Origin of the sequence: Spartinivicinus ruber, from assembly GCF_011009015.1 — a bacterium.
GTDB lineage: Bacteria > Pseudomonadota > Gammaproteobacteria > Pseudomonadales > Zooshikellaceae > Spartinivicinus > Spartinivicinus ruber.
In genome coordinates this window covers 5,563,589-5,585,611 of sequence record NZ_CP048878.1, presented here as the reverse complement: position 1 = coordinate 5,585,611, position 22,023 = coordinate 5,563,589, and the positions used below count along the sequence as shown (strand labels likewise).

The following is a 22,023-nucleotide window of genomic DNA, read 5'->3' as shown; positions in this document are numbered from 1 at the left end:
TGCTTTGTTGTTTTTGCACAATAGAACTTCTTATGAAGTGAATAATATCCAGTTTTTTTCATGAGTTGCTATACCCATCCTGAGTTAAACTAATGGGTAACCCGAAGCTTATATCCTGGCTTGTTGTTAAAAACTTAATTAAAAAAGTGAGTTGTAGTCTGTATGTCTTGGACAGTTGAATCTCTATCTCTAGCACAATTAACGCAATTAGAACTTGACTTTACCGAACCGACACAACTCAATTCAGCTGTAAAGTTGGATGGAAACGATACGACAGTATATGGTGTTATTGATCAGCAAGGAAAATTGTCTATCATTCAAAAAACAGCAGAGAATACTGAAAACATCCAATTATTTAATAACTTGGTCAATGAGACAGGGCTAACTTTTTCTGCCATTCATGCTACACATCAGCCTGAAATATTAGCTATTGATCAGCAGGGCTATCTGCATAGCTTTAGTTGGGAAGCAAATCAATTTCACTGGCAACGTAGTTTTTCTAAGCTGAATTTGCTAGTGAAACGATTGTCAAGTACTCAACTTGCGCAGTTAATTGCTAACAATTGGGGAGATACAGACTTACCTAATATGGCTAATATTTTGCAGTTAACCAGTCAAACAAAAGGGGCTGGTAAAAACTTTAGTCAGTTATGGCAGCGTTTGAAGGACCATGAATTTAATATTACCTTGCCAGGTAAACTGCCAGATGCCTCTGTCACTAATAAAATTGTTGCTGGTGAAGTACCCTGGCCTGTAGCAGCTTCAAAGCAATTAGCAACCAGTTTATCAGCTTATATTCGAGCACATTTATTACAGTTAAATCGACAAAAGCCAATCAGTAAACATAGTATACCAAGACCATTTAAAAATGGTGCTTATTTTATTCAACATCATATTAGAGGCAGAAAAGGGTTAACACCGATATATAAAGCGATTAATCAGTTGCAAGCTGACTTAAATACATTGATGACTGTTACTTCACCAAAAGATACTAATCTACTGATTGGCCAGTTAACAAGTGGATGGCAACCAGAAAACTATAGACTGAATACTGAACAGATTGAGCAAGTTAATTTACTTTTGGCTGAAGTTAATCAAACTACTAGCCGGAATTTAACCAGATTAGCTAAAAAAATAGGACTACTGTCATCTCAAGGAGAATATAACCCCCATTTTTCTGCTAAAAAATATCAAGGTTTGGTTGCTAAGTTAAATATTGCTACAACAAGTCGTAATTTAGTTGAACAGTGGCATCGATATTGGCAACAAACTCATCCTACCAATAATAGCACTGATGTACAGAATACCCAGCAGCTTTTAACACATTTTAATAATACCCAAGTTTTTTTGCGGCAACCGGTTACCAAGCTGCCTTATCAGCGTCGAGATATTAGCGACAGCACCGGGTTACTTAATGCCGAAATTAACCTAGCTACGGTGACCCACGGAAAATTACTACAGCTACTTAAACAGTTACGTAATAGGCAATTAACCCAAACAGAATTTAGCCATCAATTGACTAAACTATCATCGGAATTGCAAGCTCATCCGGTTCGTCAAGCGGTTGCTCAAGGTTTTGCTAGTATTGATCGGTTAGAGGCAGTGTATGATGCAATTAAGTTTTTTAGCAAAGCTTTGCATAATGATCATCACCCTATTACTGTTGTTGCCAATAAAGCATTTGGCAAAGATGAGAACAAGCTAGCGAATTTACCTGAGTTATTAACCCTATTACAACAACTGTCTCCAGGAGAGTCGTTAGGATTAGAGCGAAACTATAGTATTGGTTTCGGTACACGAGTATCGGTATCTGGAATACCAGATGGTTTAGACCCTATTCCAGCAATCGGTAGTGGTATGGATCGTCGTTATCAAATGCGTGTTGATAAAACAGAGCAAGGTTATAAATTTGTTTTTGGTCGAGACAGCACTGTGCCATTATTTCTTGGCTATAGCCGAGGCTTGGACCATGATCTCGCTGAGCTTAATCATGGTTGGGGTTTGGAATTACGGCTACCTTCATTGCATGGTGTTATTTTATTTCGTGCTCAACGTAGTAATGAATGTGCTATAGAGATTAACCAAGATCAGTTGACAACATTTTTCCAGCAATTTACCCAAAAACAGGTTAACCCCTTATCTTTGTTAAAACTGGGTGAGCAAGTGGAAATTAAGCGTGGTCGTAAGGCTGCAGTGGATGTTGAGGCAGGTGTAGGAGCGGGTATTCGCCTCGCAAATGATCAAATTTTGCCAGATCACAATAATGCATTAAGTCAGCTGTTCCGGGTGCGGGCGCGGACTAAGTTTATGGTAAACCTTTTGTCTGCCAGTAAAGAGTGGTCGAGTAAATATAATTCAAAAGGGGAACAAAAATATTCACACTCAGCTAATAAACCACAAGTCATCAATAGTGCATCAGCGGAAGTAGGTGCTGGAGTGGTTGGACGATTGGGTTCCAACCCTGAGCCTGTGGGGGCAGGAGGAATAGGTAAAGCAGGAGTTGAAATAGAAGCAGCGGTTGAAAATAAAGTCAGTAAACAGTATGAATGGACTATAAAACCAGCAGAACAGGTTACGGAAGTTGAGTTGCGTGAGCTTACCCTGCGTTTGCTTTCGGTAAAGGATAAATGGCTTGATTCAGTTTATTTACGACAATTACAAATAATTTTGGATGAGGGGGAGCCATCAAGTAAAACTTGGCTACAGTTATTAAATGATACCGTGTCAACACCTTTTAATCGAGCACTCTCTCCCAGTGAGCAAGCAATAAAATCTGATATTGTAGAGCTAACACATCGTCAACAATTATTTGAACAAGGGTTAAGTCAAATTGCTAAAGTTGGCTTTAGTAAAAACTATAGTAATTTAAATCGTCTTGATCAACCAAGCTTTTGGCGGCAGTTAATGCCTAACCATAGAAGCCATGTTTATCAACTGCAACAATTAGTTGAAAGAGATTCAGAATTAAAGCAATTATTCTCTGCAATTAAGCGTTCTGAGGCAACTGAACTAAAGGTTACATTTGAGCTAACGGATCGAGCAAGAGCACAGGTGCAACAGTTGACACTTGATGAACTAACAAAAACATCAATAGCCGTATCTCAAGGACGATATTATAATCAACTAGAGGCCCTGCTAAGTGAGCAGTCCAACTACCGTATTAAAGCGATTGAAGTGGCTGCGGCTACACGAACAGGTACTGGCTTTGGTATTTTTGTTGGAATTCGGTATAAAAGTACGGCATTTTTGGGGTTAAAGCGACAACTGGGGAAATTAACATTTAATTATAATAGTGGGCAGCTAGAGGGCTACAAATTAGAAGGTGATATAAAATCATTTAGTGATATTTTAATAAAAAATAAAGCACAGTCATTACAAAGTAAATGGTCGCAACTGAAAAATAGTAAAATTATTGATGACCTTTCAACTACGTCTATATTGCCGATGGATGTTGATCCAAATTTAACTAATTATTTAGGTCAACAGCGACTACCAAAGCTAACACGATTTGCTTACCACACTAGTCGTTTTAATATGGGGTTACAATTAGCTCAGCTACCAGGTTCTATTTACCAGGTGATGTCAGCAACACAAGCAGGAGAAACTCTAACGGCAGTGAAAGGCGGTGTAGCCATTGGGGTTGATCATTTAGATTTAACTTTTGATATCATTGCAAACAGTCATCGAATACAACAGCTTTCTTCTCGATTAGCAGTTACTGCGAGTCGATTAGGAGCTGGCACCAGTTTTATTGGTGCCGGTTTTTCGGCATGGCATGCTGTCGAGTCATTTCAACAAGCCAGTCGCTTAGAAGGAGATGAAAAAATAGATGCGATTGTTGCAGGCTCAATTGCAGTAGCTAGTACCCTAGTAGCAATTGCAACAGGTATTGCTTCACTTGTACTTGCTTCTGCGGGACCCATCGGTGTAGCCATCGGTTTAGCACTAGCTGTTGCACAAGGTATTTATACAGCAGTTAGAACAACTCAGCAGTTACGTCAAGCAGGTATTAGTGAAGCTGATTTATGGAGGGCAGGGGCAGCAGTATTTTTTGGTTTTCCAGTCCCGGTAGATATCCAGAATCAAGCAATTAAAAACCAGGTGAATAAAGCTTATCAACAACAAATGGACCAGCAATTAGCACAGTTTGCTCAATTTGGTATTGATAAACTCGTTTATAGTGAGGGACATGTACAAACAACATATGGCAGATTAGCAATTAAACAGGTTGTTGGTCGTCATGATTATTATGGATTAACAACAAGTCAGCAACAATATTATTGGAGTAATGTGCCTGATAAATTAACTGGGCGAGTGTTTGGCCATCAGCCTAAGCCGGCACTAGTGAAACAGCTACCAACAATAACTAATGAGGGTACCACACTGTTCATGCTAGGGAGTGGCTATGATGCTGCACAGGGTGATCAGTTTAGGCGAAATATTTTTCGTATCACAGGTTGGGGGCGTAAACATTTATTTGGAGGTCAACAAGCTGATATTTTTGAGCTTAATGGTTGGCGGCACGGGGTTGGAAATAAAAATAATGGTAGATCACAGTTTTTTGGTGGTGATGGAGAAGACACTTTATCAATACGTAATTATTATCTGTTTAACGTTGATTCTCGTAGCTCAACAGGATTTTCTATTAATTTAGCTGATGGTGTTGGTTATGCGCCAGGCACTAATTATTTTGAGTTAAAGGGTATTGAACATGTTTTAGGCTCTTCTAAAACAGATACATTAACTGGTGATAATCATCACAATACGCTAACAGGTTTTGCTGGCGATGATAAAATAGTTGGTCAACAGGGAAATGACAGGCTTGCAGGGGGAGCTGGTTCTGATCAGTTAACTGGTGGTCGAGGCAGCGATAGCTATATTATTCAGCTTGCAGATTTTGTTGAGGCAGAAAGTGATGAGGATACAATTAATAATTTCGATGACTTTTATCAGAAAAATTGGCAAGAGTATTATCAGAGTTATTACCAGCATGGTTTAACGTTAAAAGAGTCAGGAATTAGTTATTTAGAAGACGATGATTTAGCTATTCTTGAAAGCCAGGCAACTCATCATGCAGACTATCAGGTGAAATATGCCAATCAACAAAATAACGCTGCTCTTTCTGGTCCTGCAGAAGACATCCTCGTCACGGATATTCATCACTTAGTGATGATGCGTGATAATGATGATTTATTAATTCAGGTTGAACGAGGCTGGTTGAGCTGGCAATTATTTTGGCAACGAGCAGCTATTTTGCTAAAGGAACATCAAAAGAGCGATTCACTAGTATCGGCAATGGAACAGTTGATAATACAGTTCTTTACCAGACACAGCTTGGGTGTGAGTGTAACTGAGCTCGTTAACCAGATCGGTGAAGAGAAAGGGCCTGCTTTTATCAGTTCAGGTTTAGGCCAGACAATTTGGGCTGAATGTCAAAATAGAGAAACTTCTGTACCTACAATAGCTAGGGTTAATCAATACTTTAAGGGTAGGGCATGGCAGCATCTGACCATTATGGATTTACAAGGCCATCAGTATTTATTAGCAATTAATGAAAAGCAGAGAAAAGTTAATTTAAATACTGTAATAATCGCTGCAACTAAAGATAATAGTGGTTATAAAGTGTTGTTGAATAAACAACAGATTGTCAGTCAGGCTAATAATAGTAAACCAACTACTTTACTTTCTAATAATGTATTAAATGTGGTTGGTAGTGCAGGTAATGATTGGCTACAAGGTAATGCAAAAAGTAACTGGTTAATTGGAGGAAAGGGCTTTGACCAGTTGATTGGAGGTGATGGGGATGACTTATTAAATGCTGGTGATGATGGGGGCAGAATGCAAGGGGGAAATGGGGCTGATATTTATCAGGTAGCTGGTAATCAAGGTCGAATAATCATTAATAATGAAGCAACTGATCGGTCTTTAGATACATTAATGTTAGTAAATGGTTTTAACAATTTGCTCGTTGAAGCAAAAGAAAATTACTTATTGCTGCATTATCAACATACCCAAATCAAAATTCGTCACTGGTTTAAAAATAAAACTTATCAGCATTTAGCTGTACAAATAACGAATCAATCTCAACAAGCGGCTGGGACTAGCTATGGAATATTAACTGCTGAGGGCAACCTGGCACTAAACTATTTACGTTTAACCAGTGAAGGTGTGAGTTATCAAGTAGACTTAACTCAATATCAGTATCAATGGCAGCAAGCAAATGCTACCTCCACTTTATCTAGTATGGGGGCAGTAAATCTCTATCAGCATTTTAATCATACTTTAGTGGTTCAACTTGGTGATAATAATGACCACATTAAGTTGCAAGGTGAGCTTGTATATCTTACGGGGGGTAATGGTGTGGATACAATTACAGTGACTAACCAGTTAGAAACATTAGTGTTGGATAATTATGCAACAGATTTGCAAATGGACAGGTTACTTTGGCAAAATCTTGACCTATCTAAATTAGCTTTAGCGCGATCTGAAGACGACTTAGTATTATTTGATCGTTTAACTAATGACCAGTCAATTATTGTTAAAGACTGGCAGCAAAGTAAAGATAAACAGCATTTACTTATTGAAGACCAACAGGGGCAAGTACAAAATATCGCTGAGCTAATTCAAGCAATGGGTGGTTTTTCTGAACTGAATACAGTGAGTACAACAGTTGATTCCAACTTCAGAGTAGGTGTGGATAACAAAGATTTTGATATTCATGCTGTAACCTAATTACTGCACATTAGTTATAACTAACTGTGTTGAAAGTTAAACAGTTTAAGAGGTGGGTTTTCGAGAAGCTTAGGTATGCTTTTTACGATATATTAATTTATTTCTTCTTTGCAAATTACGTGCTGTGCCAGAGTTTTCTTTGCCAGGCCTAATCCAACCAATATCGTGGGTTGAATCTAATGTCATTTGTTTGTCTCTGGAGTTATCAGATGTGAAGCTACCTTTTAATGGAAAGCCAACATTGTTTCGTGGGCTATCAAACATATGATATACAACCACTTGAGCCGATTTTGAACACAGGTATTCCTGTGCTAGCAGATCTGCACCTTTAGCATCACCCACAACAAAGTGCGCATTTTCTGACAAAGCAGCATCAATTTTATTTCGATAATGGTCAATAAACTCACTTTTAGTCAGATCTAAATGACCACTGATAAAATATATTTTATTTTCCATAAGTTCTTTGGGGCTAGCCTTAATAAGTACTTAAGACTTAGCATGCGTTATCACAGAGCTAGGCTTCAACCTCGATTTTTGAAAAATTTTTCAACCCCCCCTTAGATACCTCATCCACCAGATAAAGTATAGATTGATAGGGTATTCCACTATGGTGTGATAGTCCTATTTCACAGGTTCTACTATTACTGAAGCCTCGGGTGCAGTTAGTTGGAATTTGTTCTTTTAGCGGTTTGACGGCTGATTCGTTTAGCTCTGGTGTGGTAAAGCCTTTATCGCCTGCCCAGCCGCAGCATTGAATATGTTCTGGAATTATTACTTTTTTAGCACAGGCTTTTGCAAGTTTTAGCATGTCTGCTTCCAGCCCCATTCGGCGTGAGCTACAGGTTATATGTAGCATTACTGTTTCATCAATGGGGTCAATTACCAGGTATTCTAGCAGGTATTTGCTAACAAAGCCTGTTGGTTCTAATACTTCAAGTGGTTTATTAAATTGTTCGATGCTTTGTTTTGCACAGGGGCTGGTATCCATTAGCACTGGATGTTTCCCTTGTTCAGTGGCTTGCCATAAGGTATCTTCTAATTGTTGAGTTTTTTGCTTGGCAAATTCATTCATACCTTTACTGTAGTATGGCATTCCGCAACATTGCTCACCTAGCTTTTCAGGGATAATAACTTGGTATTCCGCTTTATTTAAAAGTGATAAGGTCACTTCAGTTAAAGGGCGTTGATCTATTGCATCTGTTTGTTGTCCCATCACTCTGCTGGCACAGGATGGCATGTACACAACTTTTTTCTGATTCGAATTATATGGTTTTAATTGGGTGCTTACTTTGTGTTTGTTGGGCTGTGGATATTCTGCAAGCCAAATTGGCGTTGTGCCTTTAGTTAATGAGCGTAGTCCATTGACGAGTTTTCCAACAGTGTTATTACCGAGTGTTTTACTAGCCAATTGGTTGGCTGCAAATCCTGTTCTGGCAACTTTGGTTGTGGTATCGAAGTGTTTGGCAGTCCACTTAGCAATTAACGTGTATTTTTTATTTTTTTCTGTTCGAAGCAGCTTAATTAGGTTACCGGTATTTATTCCAACAGGGCACCGCTCTGCACATAGGCCCGTAGCTGCACAAGTATCAATACCTTGGTAGTTAAATACTTTTTGCAGTTCTGAGTCTTTTACACTTTTAGCCGCACGCTCTCTTCGCTGCAGTTCTCGGTACAAAACAATACGTTGACGTGGCGATAAAGTAAGGTTTCGGGAAGGACATACTGGCTCGCAAAAGCCACACTCAATACAGCAGTCTACTAACTCATTAGCCGCTGGCATTGGCTTGAGATTTTCAATATGAGAGTTTGGATTGTCGTTAATAATCACGCCGGGGTTGAGTAGGCCTTCGGGGTCAAACAGCTTTTTAATTTGCTGCATTAGTTTGTAAGCGTCTGTTCCCCACTCCAATTCTACATAGGGTGCCATATTTCGGCCGGTACCATGTTCAGCTTTTAATGAGCCCTGATATTTAACGGCTACCAGTTCAGCCACCTCATCCATAAACTGGCCATAACGCTCAATCTCTTTCTGACTTTCAAAGCTTTGGGTAAATACAAAGTGTAAATTACCCTCTAAAGCATGACCAAAAATAATAGCTTCGTGGTATTGATATCTATCGAATAGCGTCTGTAAGTCACGAACACCATTAGCTAAATTTTCTATCGGGAAAGCGACATCTTCAATAATAACTGTGGTACCAACCTGGCGAACTGCGCCAACTGCAGGGAACATACCTTTGCGAATTTTCCAAAGAGTGGATACTGTCAACGGATCACTGGTAAATGGTGTTGAATCAATAATGGTGTGTTGTTCTAACGAGTTGATTATTGATTTACATTGCAAATCTAGCTGGTACTGATTACTAGCGTGGGTTTCTATTAATATTGCAGTGGCCTCTAAATCAAGGTGCTGAATAAACTCAGGCATACCCGGTTTATCAGCCACTGAACGAAGCGCTTGGCCATCCATCATTTCTAAGGCTGCGACAGACATTTTTGATAAAACAGTTACCGCTTGACAGGCGTGTTCAATTGTAGCGAAAACTAATAAAGCTGAGGCCTTGTTAGGATATTCTACTATTGTGTTATAAGTAATTTCAGCAATAAATCCGAGCGTACCTTCAGAGCCTATCATTAAATGCTCAATCACTTTAATTGGATCATGATAATCCACCAATGCATTTAAGGCGTAGCCTGTGGTGTTTTTTAAGCGGTATTTATGTTGAATTTGCTTTGTTAATGCTTTGTTATCCTGTGTCTGTTTGCATAGCTTGTTTATCTCTTCAATAAATTGAAGATGGGATTTTTTAAATGAGGCTATACTTTCTGTACTGCTGGTATCTAACAGTACTCCGTCACTGAATACTATTTTCATGCTGGCTACTGTTTGGTAGGAGTTTTGTGCTGTTCCACAACACATGCCGCTGGCGTTATTGGCTGCAATGCCACCGATTTTACAAGTATTAATGGATGCGGGATCAGGCCCTATTTTTCTTTGAAAAGGCGCCAGATATTTATTCGCATCAGCACCAATCACTCCAGGTTGTAAAATTATTTTATTGCCATTTTCAATAATTTTATGGTCTCGCCAATCATCGGTTAGGGTAATGAGAACCGAGTCTGAAATGGCTTGCCCTGATAGACTAGTACCAGCTGCTCTAAAGGTGTAGTGAATACCCAATTTGCGACAGCTTTTGATTGCAAAAATAACCTCTTCCAGATTTTTAAGTTGCAAAATAATCTTTGGAATTAAACGGTAAAAACTGGCATCGGTTCCATAAGCAAGACAGGTGGCCTCTTGGTTGATAATGCGCTTGCTTTCTATTTGAGTTGCAAGGATCATTTCCAGTTGCTGGTAAGTGGCTGTTGAAATTGCATTTACCATCTTATGACTCCTTATTTACAGGATGCAGTTCTAGGGCTGTGAAACTAGGGAACTCTGTGATAACTCCGAAATATTCTTCGCGCCAGTCAAGGTCATAGCGACACGTATTTCGTTTTCATAAAGATCTAAGAGGTTTTCTACCCCTGCACTACCTTGTGCTGCAAGCGCATAAACAAAGGAGCGCCCAATTAGGGTACAATCTGCACCTAAAGCAATCATACGGACTACATCAAGGCCAGTGCGAATACCAGAGTCCACCAGAATTTTAAGATCGCCTTTCACTACATTTGCAATTTCGGGTAATGCTTTAGCGGTAGATAGAACACCATCCAACTGTCTTCCACCATGATTTGACACTACAATGCCATCAGCACCAAAACGCACGGCATCTTTAGCATCTTCAGTATCCAGAATGCCTTTTAGTACCATGGGGCCTTCCCACATATCACGAATCCACTCTAAGTCTTTCCATGAAATAGATGGGTCGAAATTGGCACTTAACCAGCCAATGTAATCCTCAAGGTTGGTGGGTGTACCACGATAGGTAGAAATATTTCCCAAATCATGAGGCTTACCAAACAGCCCAACATCTAGTGCCCAGCTAGGGTGACACATTGCTTGTAAAATACGACGGATTGCGGCATTAGGACCACTCATACCGGAGTGCATGTCTCGATAACGTGCGCCTGGTACAGGCATATCTACGGTGAACACTAGTGTAGTTACCCCTGCAGCTTTGGCTCTCTCGAGAACATTTTTCATAAACCCACGGTCTTTCAAAACATACAATTGAAACCACATGGGCCTGTGAATTGTTGGTGCTACTTCTTCAATAGGGCAAACAGATACGGTTGATAAAGTAAATGGAATGCCTTTTTTCTCCGCTGCTTTGGCTGCCTGAACTTCACCCCGGCGGGCATACATGCCAGTTAAGCCTACTGGGGCAAGCGCAATAGGCATTGCTAACGTTTCCCCAAACAACTCTGTATTAATGCTTAAGTCAGCCATATTTCTAAGTACACGTTGACGAAGTGATATTTCACCCAAGTCATCGATATTACGTTTTAAGGTTCGCTCATCATATGAACCACCATCAATGTAGTGAAAAAGAAATGGAGGTAATTTTGCTTTGGCTGCTGCGCGGTAGTCTGTAGAAGCAGAAATGATCATATACGCTATATTAAAAGATTGATTTGTTTACGTTTGACTGACGACACTTATCTTACATACAGTCGACTTTACAGTGTTGATTTAAATTACTATTGGGTCATTAATGCATCAGTTAACTGAAAACCATAAATCAAAATAAGACCAATAATACCAGTTAATACTAAATAGTAGGCTGTTGGGATAGCTGTTTTTCGTAAGGTTGCACCTTCTCGTCCCAGTAGTCCTACCGTTGCAGAGGCCGCCACTACATTGTGGATAGCAATCATATTACCCGCTGCTGCACCAACGGCTTGAAGTGCGATAATGACTGTACTAGAAATTGTCAGTGCTTGTGCTGCTTCAAATTGGAATTGACTAAACATCATATTAGAAACTGTGTTAGAGCCAGCAATGAAAGCACCTAGAGCACCAACACTAGCACTTATAGCGGGAAATGCTGAACCCACCAGGTCAGCTACATAATTTGCTGCTGTTACTGGCATACTTGCTAAGTCCGCGCCATTGACACCTGAATTAATAAATACTCGCACCATGGGTATAGTGAATATCAGAACAAAACCTGCACCAACTAGTGTTTTACATGACTCGGAAAAAGCCTTAGCTAAAGGCTTTGCATTTCCAGCTTGAAGAATGGCAGCTAATAAAGCGACAAATACCAGAATACCTCCAGGCAAATAAAGAGGCTGAAATGCTGTATTGATGCCTACTTCACCAAGAATATTACTAAATGAAAGACTCAAACTTTGCAGGAAGCCTTTAAGCTCTGGACTGACTCGGCTGATAACCAGGGTGACTGCTAACAATACATAAGGTGTCCAGGCTTTGGTCAAGCTCATTGGTTTAGTTGTGTTTTCCCTTAAATCTATTTTTAAAGAGCCTAACCATTCTGCAGGCCATTTGTCTTCTGTTTCAAAATCCCATTGGTTCTTAGGTACTAAGAAGCCTTTTTTAGCAGCTGTTACTACAATAGCTAAACCTATCAGGCCACCAATTAAGGATGGGAACTCAGCGCCGAGGAATACGCCAGTTAGCGCATAGGGAATGGTAAAAGCTACGCCTGCGAATAACGCGAATGGTAAAATACTTAGTCCTTCAGCCCAGCTTTTATTTTTACCAAAAAAGCGAGTCAGCATCATCGCCATTAACACGGGTATTAAGGTACCAACTGCTGCATGAATCAATGCGACACTTGACGTAATTTGTTGTAGATATACTTCCCAGTTTGAGCCGTTAGCAATAAGTGTTTCGCTAATATTGTGGGTGTCTAGGCCTTTGTTTACACCAACAATAATTGGGGTTCCCACTGCACCAAAAGAAACTGGAGTCGATTGAATCATCATACCCATTAATACTGCAGCCAGAGCAGGGAAGCCAATAGCTACCAGTAAAGGGGCTGCAATAGCAGCAGGGGTGCCAAACCCTGAAGCTCCTTCAATAAAAGAACCAAAACACCAGGCAATAATGATGGCTTGTACCCGACGGTCTGGAGAAATATCAGTAAAACCGTTTCGAATGGTAGTAATTGCACCTGTATGTTTTAAAGTATTCAATAAAAAAATGGCGCCAAATACGATCCACAGTACTGATACAGTAATCCCCAGGCCTTGAAAAATAGAAGCTAACACCCTAGAGCCAGACATATCCCAAAACATAGAAGCAATCAAAACAGTTAGTCCAAACGCTATAGGCATAGCCTTTTTAGCTGGCCAGTTAAGGCCAATCAACAATATGGCTGCCACTACAATTGGCGAAAAAGCCACTAGGGCTAGTAGTGCTTCACTCATTGGTACCCCCTAATATACTGTATTTCTCCGATAAGCTTTCATCGGGAAATATTTTTTGTTGTAATGATTTTGTTAATTTTTTATGAATTTACCCCTTTATTTTTTGCTGATATAGGGAAATAATGAAAATTATTAATTCCAAAAATGACATAATAAAGTGCGAGCAGACGATCTGATTTTGTTTTCTCAGGTAATCGAACTGGGAAGTTTTAGTAAGGCCGCAGAAGAAAATAACCTTACCAATTCGGTAGTTAGTAAGAGAATTGCCCGATTGGAAGAAGAAATTGGCGTTCAATTACTGTATCGAACAACCCGAAAACTAGCGCTTACCGAAGCAGGTAAGGTATTGTTACGCAGTGCTAAAAGTGTGAAGCAAGCCACTCAGGAGGCAATGGATGCGGTTTCAGGTTTTGGAGAAAGCGTCAGTGGCCACATTAAAATGTCGGTACCTACCATCTCTGGCGAATTGATATTGGCTGATGCTGTGGCTGAATTTTGCAATATGCACCCTGGGCTGGCAGTTGATATGTCATTAGATAACCGTTTTGTTGACTTAGTAGCAGGAGGTTATGACTTGGTTATTCGTACAGGGTATTTGGAAGATTCCAGTTTAATTGCTCGTCATATTCTAAACTCTCAATGGGTAGTATGTGCATCTCCTTCTTATGTTGCCAAACACAGTAAACCTATCGAACCAGTAGATCTTACCAAACACAACTGTCTTCAATATGCTTATCAGACAACTGGTGCCAGTGATTGGGAGTTCAAAGGTGATAAAGGCAATTATATTGTTAAAGTGGCTGGATCTTTTTCTACCGATAATGCAGCTGCACTGCGCAAAGCAGCTCTAGGAGGACATGGTATAGCCTATGTCCCTCGTTGTTTGGTTTACCACGATATTCGCAATGGTCAGCTTGTGGATATATTCCCGGAATTGGTAGGTAAAAAGCTGGGTATTTATGCTGTTTATCCTTTCTCCAGACAGCCTCCCACCAAGGTAAAACTACTGATTGAGCACATTCGGGAAAGGTATTTAACTATTTCGCATTATTTCTAGAGCAAAGTTGGGTGTGGATGAAAGGAATGAATAATCTACTTAAAAAACCATTAGCTTGTGGTGGTCAAAACATTAGTATTTTTGACGGATTCAACTAGGGTCTGTTAACCCTATTTGAATCACAACTGCTGGCGACTATTTTTTCACCCAGCAAAGCATAAGGAATGCCGTGTAGTCACTTTACATAAATGACTTGTAACACCTCTGGGTGGAAAAATAATCACGGCCCGAAGGGGGGTGACGGTAAAAGCACGACTCGTTGTTTATTTAGAGCAATTAAACTTCTCTTTTCACGCCTCAATTAGTGCTTTTACAATAACAACCGTGACATTTAAATAGGGTTAACAGGCCCTTAGATTACAGGGTTTCAGTTATTAGTTGAGCCTACATATCTTCATGTGAGAATTTACTCAGCTAAATAAAGAGGCCAGGACTCGTTTGCTGGTGACTGACAGTCCATTGGGTAAGCGCCTACCAAAACTTTCCCATATTTAAGTGATGAATGATAAGTAAACCCTTCAGCATTTGCTGCTTCAGCTAATTTTATCATATCAGCTTCACTGACATTTCTTTGTAAAGGCCCCCACTGAACATCACATCGATTAAAACCAAAACTCATTTGTTTATAAGTTCGTATTTCGGATAAATACAATGGCCATGATTCATTAGCTGGTGATTCACAACCGGCTGGGTATGTGCCTACCAATACCTTACCGTAACGTAGCATTGGGTGATAGGTGAAACCTTCGGCATTAGTTTCTAATGCTAAAGCAATCATATCTTCTTCAGTAACACCTGATTGTAGTGGCCCCCAGTCTGTGTCGCAGCGATTAAAGCCAAAATCCATTTTTTTGTATGCCCTGGTACGTGATAAATATAGTGGCCATGACTCATTAGCTGGTGACTTACATCCAGAAGGGTAGGGACCAACCATTAGTTTTCCATATTTTAAAGAAGGATGATAAGTGAAACCAAAAGCATTAACTTCTTTTGCTAAAGTAATCATATCTTCTTCAGTAACACCTGTTTGAAGTGTTCCCCAGCTAATGTCGCAGCCGTTAAATCCATAATCCATTTTGTCGTACATAGTATAAGTGGATGCTGCGTTGACTGTGCTAGCTAATAGAGAGAATGCTAAACATAATTTAATTTTGTTAGTTTTCATTTACATTCCTTGGAAAGTTATTGCTTTTATTTTTTTCTAAAGTAAGTTCTACTAATCGGCTTATGATAATAAGCATCAGTAGTTGTTAGAATATTTCATTTAAATGTAAATGAAAAGGCTTGAATTCAGTACGGTAGTATTTCCTTTTTGATGCTGAAAATAATTTATACTTATTGCAAAGGATATGGGAGTGGATAGTAAAAATGGTATTGAATTAATGGTGAAATAGTAATCTAAATTTAGAGTTGTTGTGTTTAAAGTGTTTTACAATTAATAGCTAACCAATTTTAGTTTGATATAAAATTATTAATGTCAACACCCTGAGTTTTGCCATGTTGGGTGTGTTTATCGTAGTATAGATCACGTTGCGTATATTTTTTAATTATTTTTTGGGCTTTACTATTGGCCGTAGATGCTAAGTTTTTACAGCCTTTGGAGCTACTGAGCTTTATTAATTCTTTTTCAATATCTCTGGCTGCAAATAAACCAGAATCTTTATGGCCGTACTCATGGTTGATCAATGCTTTATAGTAATTGTTGAAAACACTAAGAATTTTAGAGTTAACTTTAAAATTATCTGGAATTTTTGGCATAGTGTAAGTGACATCTAATCTGGTTGAAACAGATGTGAGTTTGCAGTAATTACCTTTATTTTGCCAGCTATAACTCCATTTAACATGCCAGTCTGTATATCCTCTATAGCGAGCACCATTCTTTAGAATAGGAGTTTTATTGTACATTTCTTTATCGATATCATTGAAAGACTTAGGGTAAATATCATAAAATTTATAATTAACTGAAATTTTTGGTTCTGTATGAGCTGTTGAAAACATAAATAATATTAATAAATATTTTTTCAAAATTGGTTTCATGGGAAAATAGAAGTTTTCGTTACTTAAGTTACTCGTGAAGGTCGAATTCTATGTAAGATAGATGGTAACTATCACTCCATATAATTCGTTTTTTTCTAGGGTTGTAATAAGCTATTCCGTAAGCTGAGGATATTTCAATACTATTTTCATCGTATTGGGGAACAAGGGATTTAACTGTTACATGAATACCTCCCACGCCATGGATACCGCCTTCATAGTTTATATTATACAATTTAAGTATCTTTAATATTTTTTTTAGTATTTTTTTAGTTTCTTTTTTTACTTTATAAGGTGTTGGCTTTTTTTCGCTATTGAATAAAAAATCAAAGCTTAACCTGTCTTTTGCCATTTCAATAATATTTAATTTGCCATAATGTTGTGATATTTGTTTTTGGATAATAGTATGCAAATCAGTGGGAAATCGAGGAGAGTAGCTGTAGCGTATAAAGTTGTATCGATAAGGTTTTGGCGGCTTAATCTCTTGTGCTGATGTTGTTGAGTCATTAGACTCTGCCTCTACACCAATTGTTATTTTGTTATTATAAGGGTTAATCTGGCTTTCAATTAATATGGTAATAGCTGTGTTGATAACAGTTTTTACATGATTGAGAACAATAGAATCTTCAATTAGTCCTGGGTTTTGATATTTTATTTTAAACTTAAGGTTGTTTTTAGTTTGTTGGATAATGCTAATATCACCATCAATGTCATTGGCTTTAGATTTAATCTTTTCAAGTAAATTACCAGGATAAAACAAGTATTCGCCGGTGTTTATATCGATTTCATCAGAGTTATTGTGGTCAATAATTTGAAGAAATAGCAGCAAGGTGACAATAATCGTAATGATTGGAATGATGATTGCCATTATAGGTAATCTAGGTAGCTGTTTTTTATCTTCAATCTGCTGCATGTGATACTACACTGCCTGTATGCACTAATGGGTTTAGTAGTAATTACCCTTTACAAAGATAATCATGAACTGGCCTGTAATAAAAACGACAGTATAGCTTCGTTTTTATTACAGGCCAGTTCCAACAAAGCAAAGCGTTCTATTATTTAGAGTAGGCTGTTATTTGATCAGTTTCAATTTGGCAACGTTAGTTGTCTATCCTGAGGGATATCTTACCTGTCCAGTTCTTATAAGAATTAGCTATCAATTGATATGCAGTAGCTTTTAGCACTTATATATACTTTTCGCGAATGATTTTTATATGCCTAGGGCGCAAGGGATTTTGTTACCACCGTTCTTGAGCTCCATGGGTAGTATGCATCTGGTATGGAAACCACCAATTAGAGCAATGCAGGAGCAATTGCTGAGCAGCATTATTATTTTCCAAAATTGAAAACATGCTATTTTGTGTCTTGTTTTTTTGGTAGAACTAATTAACTTAACATCTATTGACGTACTTTGATGAAATATTTGAGCAGTGGATGTAGCCACTGATCAATTATACTGGCATTTAATTACAAAAATAGTACTGTTTATTGAGTTTACAATTTAATATTTAAGTAATCACCGTAAAGTTTGATAATGATATAGCTATTTTAGATGAAGCTAGCCCCTATTAAAAAGCATAAAAGCTGGGTTTCTCTCAATATAGAAACCACGTGCCTCCAGTAACTGATAGGCCGCTTTTAATTCATCATCACTGCTCACTAGATAAGGGTGTGGATGTTTAGGGATAAATACAACAATAGGGTAGTCCTGGCCGGGGCTGAAAGGATTGCCTGATTCGTCATTATGATGGAATAAATTGCCACCTAGGTAGCCAGCTAATTTTACAGCTTTATTGAGATGTTTGATAATATGCTTACCATACGTATGGATATTACCCATATGCTGGTCTTCTTTGCATGATGTACCATGATGTCGCAGATGAGTGACATAACCACGACCTACTTCTCCCCTAAGTAGTCGTGGTGCAGTATTCAATGGTCTGGGGTTATTACTTTGGTTGATGGTCGGCCAAATCCCAAACAGGTCATAGTCTGCAGTAACAGCTGCTTTGGCTCCAATAGGCTCTGTTATTCCTGTTACAGGAGGGTTGGTTAACCCCATTACTGGAGTAGGTTTGCCTGGAATTTCAAGAGAATTAAATTCTGGCAGATGAAAAAGTGCCCAGGTATTATCATCTGTTTTTTGTAATTGAAAATATTCATGGTCGTTTTCACCATATAGGCCTTTAATAATTTGGGTTGAGCCATTATGGGAAATAATTTCGACTAGTTCTTCTTCTGCTAAATACTTAATCCTTTCGCTGGATAGTTCTAGTTGAATTTGTTTTGCGCCTTCATCTATGGCATCAGTTATTTGTAATTGTTGTTTTTCAAGATCTTTGGCACCTTGGTGTCTGACTTTGCTTAATTTGGGGTTGGTTACAATAAAGCCTGCAGTGGGACCACCAGCACTGGACTTGGCTTTGATGTGAAAATTCTTTGAAGCATAACCTTCAAGCAAGAGCCCTATGGAGTGCTTATTTGGAGATCGAATAGCTAAAACAGTATTATATTGATTTACAATAGTTTGAATTGAGTGATCAAACACTAATTTGGTCTTTTTTTGAAAAAGTATGGGTAATGATAGTTTACGGCTGTGAGTGCCTGTACCTTGTGATTTCAGCCTATGAGCATTCTGATTATTAGTTTTATCTACAAATAACTGTTTGGTACCATCGTTTTGTACTAATGTCAGCTCACGTCCTTTAAATGTATTTTCTGATGATGTGTGTTGTATTTGTTGGGTGCTTACGACTTTAGAACTAGTGTCTGATAATTTATGAGTTATTTGAGTCATGAAAGTTATAGCTAGAATGCGATTGATCCTAACTTATGGCACTTTTTATGACAAAAATATCTTATTTAGCTGTTATTTTATAAAAGAACTGTTTTTACGGCTGTATTCCAAACCAATATATCATTCTATATTTTGAATATGAATGTAAACTAAATTGCAAAATGGCTATGGAGTATGTTATTTGTATATGTAGCACTCATATTTATATGACGTCTATTTTTTGTACCCTATAGTTCTTTTATTTATATATGCCTTCAAATCAAGGGTATAGCCTTTGTATATAAAAAGGGAAAAATCCAGTGAATAAACTGATCATTATTGCCAAAATAGAAGCTTTTCCAGAACATGCAGCGTTTGTTAAACAAGAGTTATTGAAACTAGTTGAGCCCTCTCGGCAAGACCCAGGCTCAGTACAGTATCAGTTACATCAAGACAATAGTAATCCTGCATTATTTTTCTTCTATGAAATTTGGGAAAACGAAGTGCTATTTCAGGAACATATGAAAACAGCTCACTTAAATAATTATATCGCAGTAACAGAAGGTAGAATAAAAGACTTTTCAATGAATGAGTTGACTGTAATTAGTTAAATTATAGATAGGTGGTTAAAAGCCAGCTACCAATTTATGTGGGTAGCTGGCTTTTTTATGTCTGGAAATGTTAATAGGCTTCTTATCGAGTTTTAAGTGTATCCTTTTTGGAATGGCTGCTATTTGAGAGTGACGTGCTTTGAGACTATGTTAATTACTATCTAAACTCAATGGCTATCGATTAGGCTTACATTTATGTTACTAAAAAAATATTTAGTAATTTATGCCTTTACAGTTAATATTTTTGCAAGTGAAGTGAAAACTGTGCTCGTTGGTGTTGACTAGTGGGCACCATTTGTTGGTCGAGAGTTGCCTGAGTATGGAGTCATTAGTAAAACTGTGGCTGAAGCTTTTTCCTCAAAAGGAGTTAAGGTGGACTTTCAATGGATACCTTGGAAGCGAGTACTTTTCATGACTAAAAATGGTGATCTTGATGTGACTCCTGGTTGGTCAAGAAATAAAGAGAGGGAGGAAGATTTTTTATTCTCAGAACAGCCAGTACTTATAGAGTCTGCTCACTTATTTTACAAAACAGGTAGGACAATAACTTGGAATGAAATTGCTGATCTTAAGAAATATAGGTTTGTGGGACTTTTAGGGTATAACTATCAGTACCTTGAAAATGAAGGCATAAAAATTTACCTAATTATCATCATACCTAAGCTATATTTAGTAGCTTACCTGGTAGTGGAGGTGTTCTCAGTGCTACAAATGCTAGCCTAGGAATAAATTCTACTAAGCTAAATCTTCGATTAAATCGATACTGAAATTCAGCAAGATAACGTTGTGCATATTTAGCGCGAATAGCATGATAAGTACTACGTAAAGCACTTTTTAAGTTTCCAAGGATGGTGTTAACCCAATAAAATTCAGGTTCCTCTACTGATGCACGACCACCACCGCATACAATTTTATCATGAAGACAACCTGCTTCTATGACACCATTAAAACAGGCCAGTCCATCGGAGATTACGGTACTGCCCTTGGCCAAATTCTGCCTACTCCAAGCCGTTATCTCTTCTTTATTAAACCCTTTTAAAATGCTCAGTTTAATTCGTGTCGGTTGACCTTGTTTTGTTGTTTCTACGGCTGCTACAAAAGGTATTTTCCCATCTGCTCCCCTACCTCTTTTGCAACCTGTACGCTCGCCACCAAGATAGGCATCATCAATTTCAATAAAACCCGACAATTGCTTGGTGCCTTCTCTTTCTTGCATCACTTTCATGAGCTTATGTTTCATTCTCCAGGCAGCTTGATAGGAAATACCTAAATGGCGATGTAATTCTATGGCTGATATACCTTTTTTGTCTTGGGAGATCAAATACATCCCTTGGAACCAAGTCTTTAATGGTAATTTGGTTGATTCAAAGATAGTACCTGCAGTTACAGATGTTTGCTGGTGACATTTATAGCACTGCTGAAGCTTTCTAGTAGTGAGTTGACAGCATTTGTCGTATCCACAATTGGGGCACTGAAAACCTTCTGGCCATCGCAATTTGTATAAGGTATTAAAGCATTGTTCTTCTGTACCATATTGTTTGAGAAACTCGTTTAAACTCAGGCCTTTTTGAAATTGAACTTTGTTGATAGCCATTATTTATACCTTCTCAATTAAGTTTCCATGCTGTTCAAATATACAGCAGTTAATGGCTTAGGTATAGTGATAATTAGGAAAATTTATAGAGTAAAAACAGAAAAACAAGCTTTAAATATGATTATTAATAATAGAGCTGATATTCTGGAAGCCAACTTGAAAGTTGGGGTTGATGCTATAAGAACTGTACTAGATCAAAGTATACAGAGTGAAATTGAGGTATAAAATAAACCAAGTAAAGTATTTTATTATTATGTTCTATTTCCTAAGACACTAAAAGGCCAGGAAGTTAAACGAATATTTGATGGGGTTTTAGAGAAGTCAAAAAATAAATATTTTTGAGGTATGCTCAATATTATAACCAAGCCAACGAAGTGTCTCGTTGTGGTTGGGTGGTAATTTTTTGTGATTTTGATGGTGGTTAATTTTCTGAGAAACCATAAAATGTTAAAAATTGCTTTAAACTATGAAAAGCTTCCAATGACTCTTCACCTATGGTTTTTAACCAAACATGAGTACTGCCATCCTGATCTCCGTCTACCATATAATAGATATCCCTTACCTCAAAAATACCTGTAACATTTTCTATTTTATGAAATAATTTTGCATATCTTTCACTAGTATCATCATCGATTTTTGGAGAAATATGTATGAGCATTCCTATATGCGGAATGTATGGGATTTTTATCATTCTTGTCATGGAGGTATAACACTCACCTACAGGATCTAATACTTCATCTGGTGCAGTTATGTCGATTTGTATCTTTATATTAAACATAATTAGTTGCGCTTAAAAAATTAGTATTAATATATCAATGTAGACTAGATTAACACGTTATTTCACTAAAGTTGGTACATGTTCTCTACCAAGGGAGAATCT

At 38.0% G+C, this 22,023-nt stretch carries 14 protein-coding genes; 4 read left to right on the top strand and 10 right to left on the bottom strand.

What is annotated here, in order from left to right:
• Positions 1–162: 162 nt before the first annotated feature.
• Positions 163–6,732 carry an AvrE-family type 3 secretion system effector gene (locus G4Y78_RS25210; RefSeq protein ID WP_163835634.1) on the top strand — a complete coding sequence of 2,190 codons (6,570 nt, stop codon included), beginning with the start codon at positions 163–165 and terminating at the stop codon, positions 6,730–6,732.
• 69 nt (positions 6,733–6,801) lie between these two features.
• Here the strand turns inward: G4Y78_RS25210 and G4Y78_RS25205 are convergent, their stop codons facing one another.
• The 4 genes from G4Y78_RS25205 to G4Y78_RS25190 form a co-directional block, all read right to left on the bottom strand.
• On the bottom strand, positions 6,802–7,188 hold the full coding sequence (locus G4Y78_RS25205) for a DUF2493 domain-containing protein (RefSeq protein WP_163835633.1): 387 nt from the start codon (positions 7,186–7,188) through the stop codon (positions 6,802–6,804).
• A gap of 58 nt (positions 7,189–7,246) precedes the next feature.
• The gene (locus tag G4Y78_RS25200; protein ID WP_163835632.1) at positions 7,247–10,117 is read right to left on the bottom strand and encodes an FAD-binding and (Fe-S)-binding domain-containing protein; all 2,871 of its coding nucleotides are present in this window, start codon (positions 10,115–10,117) and stop codon (positions 7,247–7,249) included.
• A gap of 30 nt (positions 10,118–10,147) precedes the next feature.
• Positions 10,148–11,287: an FMN-dependent L-lactate dehydrogenase LldD gene (lldD, locus tag G4Y78_RS25195; protein WP_163835631.1), complete on the bottom strand. Its 1,140-nt coding sequence runs from the start codon at positions 11,285–11,287 to the stop codon at positions 10,148–10,150.
• A gap of 89 nt (positions 11,288–11,376) precedes the next feature.
• Positions 11,377–13,071, bottom strand: a complete 1,695-nt coding sequence (locus tag G4Y78_RS25190; RefSeq protein WP_163835630.1) for an L-lactate permease — start codon at positions 13,069–13,071, stop codon at positions 11,377–11,379.
• 157 nt (positions 13,072–13,228) lie between these two features.
• Here G4Y78_RS25190 and G4Y78_RS25185 point away from each other — a divergent pair, with 157 nt between their 5' ends.
• A complete protein-coding gene (locus G4Y78_RS25185) occupies positions 13,229–14,128 on the top strand; it encodes a LysR family transcriptional regulator (RefSeq protein WP_163835629.1) in 900 nt (299 codons plus the stop codon).
• A 406-nt stretch (positions 14,129–14,534) separates the two neighbouring features.
• Here the strand turns inward: G4Y78_RS25185 and G4Y78_RS25180 are convergent, their stop codons facing one another.
• From G4Y78_RS25180 to G4Y78_RS25165, 4 genes are all read right to left on the bottom strand, one after another.
• Entirely contained in the window at positions 14,535–15,293 is a 759-nt protein-coding gene (locus G4Y78_RS25180) for a hypothetical protein (RefSeq protein WP_163835628.1), read from the bottom strand.
• 287 nt (positions 15,294–15,580) lie between these two features.
• On the bottom strand, positions 15,581–16,153 hold the full coding sequence (locus G4Y78_RS25175; protein WP_163835627.1) for a DUF922 domain-containing Zn-dependent protease: 573 nt from the start codon (positions 16,151–16,153) through the stop codon (positions 15,581–15,583).
• A gap of 40 nt (positions 16,154–16,193) precedes the next feature.
• Entirely contained in the window at positions 16,194–17,075 is an 882-nt protein-coding gene (locus tag G4Y78_RS25170) for a hypothetical protein (protein ID WP_163835626.1), read from the bottom strand.
• A gap of 645 nt (positions 17,076–17,720) precedes the next feature.
• Positions 17,721–18,959 (bottom strand): anthrax toxin-like adenylyl cyclase domain-containing protein, encoded by a 1,239-nt coding sequence (locus G4Y78_RS25165; RefSeq protein ID WP_163835625.1) that lies wholly within the window; start codon positions 18,957–18,959, stop codon positions 17,721–17,723.
• 299 nt (positions 18,960–19,258) lie between these two features.
• Here G4Y78_RS25165 and G4Y78_RS25160 point away from each other — a divergent pair, with 299 nt between their 5' ends.
• Together G4Y78_RS25160 and G4Y78_RS25155 are read left to right on the top strand one after the other, a co-directional pair.
• A complete protein-coding gene (locus G4Y78_RS25160; protein ID WP_163835624.1) occupies positions 19,259–19,549 on the top strand; it encodes a putative quinol monooxygenase in 291 nt (96 codons plus the stop codon).
• Between the two features lie 339 nt (positions 19,550–19,888).
• On the top strand, positions 19,889–20,272 hold the full coding sequence (locus tag G4Y78_RS25155) for a type 2 periplasmic-binding domain-containing protein (RefSeq protein ID WP_163835623.1): 384 nt from the start codon (positions 19,889–19,891) through the stop codon (positions 20,270–20,272).
• On the opposite strand, the gene G4Y78_RS25150 is transcribed toward G4Y78_RS25155, so the two are convergent.
• Positions 20,208–21,143 carry an IS1595 family transposase gene (locus tag G4Y78_RS25150; RefSeq protein WP_163830705.1) on the bottom strand — a complete coding sequence of 312 codons (936 nt, stop codon included), beginning with the start codon at positions 21,141–21,143 and terminating at the stop codon, positions 20,208–20,210. The genes G4Y78_RS25155 and G4Y78_RS25150 overlap by 65 nt on opposite strands.
• A gap of 421 nt (positions 21,144–21,564) precedes the next feature.
• Positions 21,565–21,921: a hypothetical protein gene (locus tag G4Y78_RS25145; RefSeq protein ID WP_163835622.1), complete on the bottom strand. Its 357-nt coding sequence runs from the start codon at positions 21,919–21,921 to the stop codon at positions 21,565–21,567.
• Between the last annotated feature and the right edge of the window lie 102 nt (positions 21,922–22,023).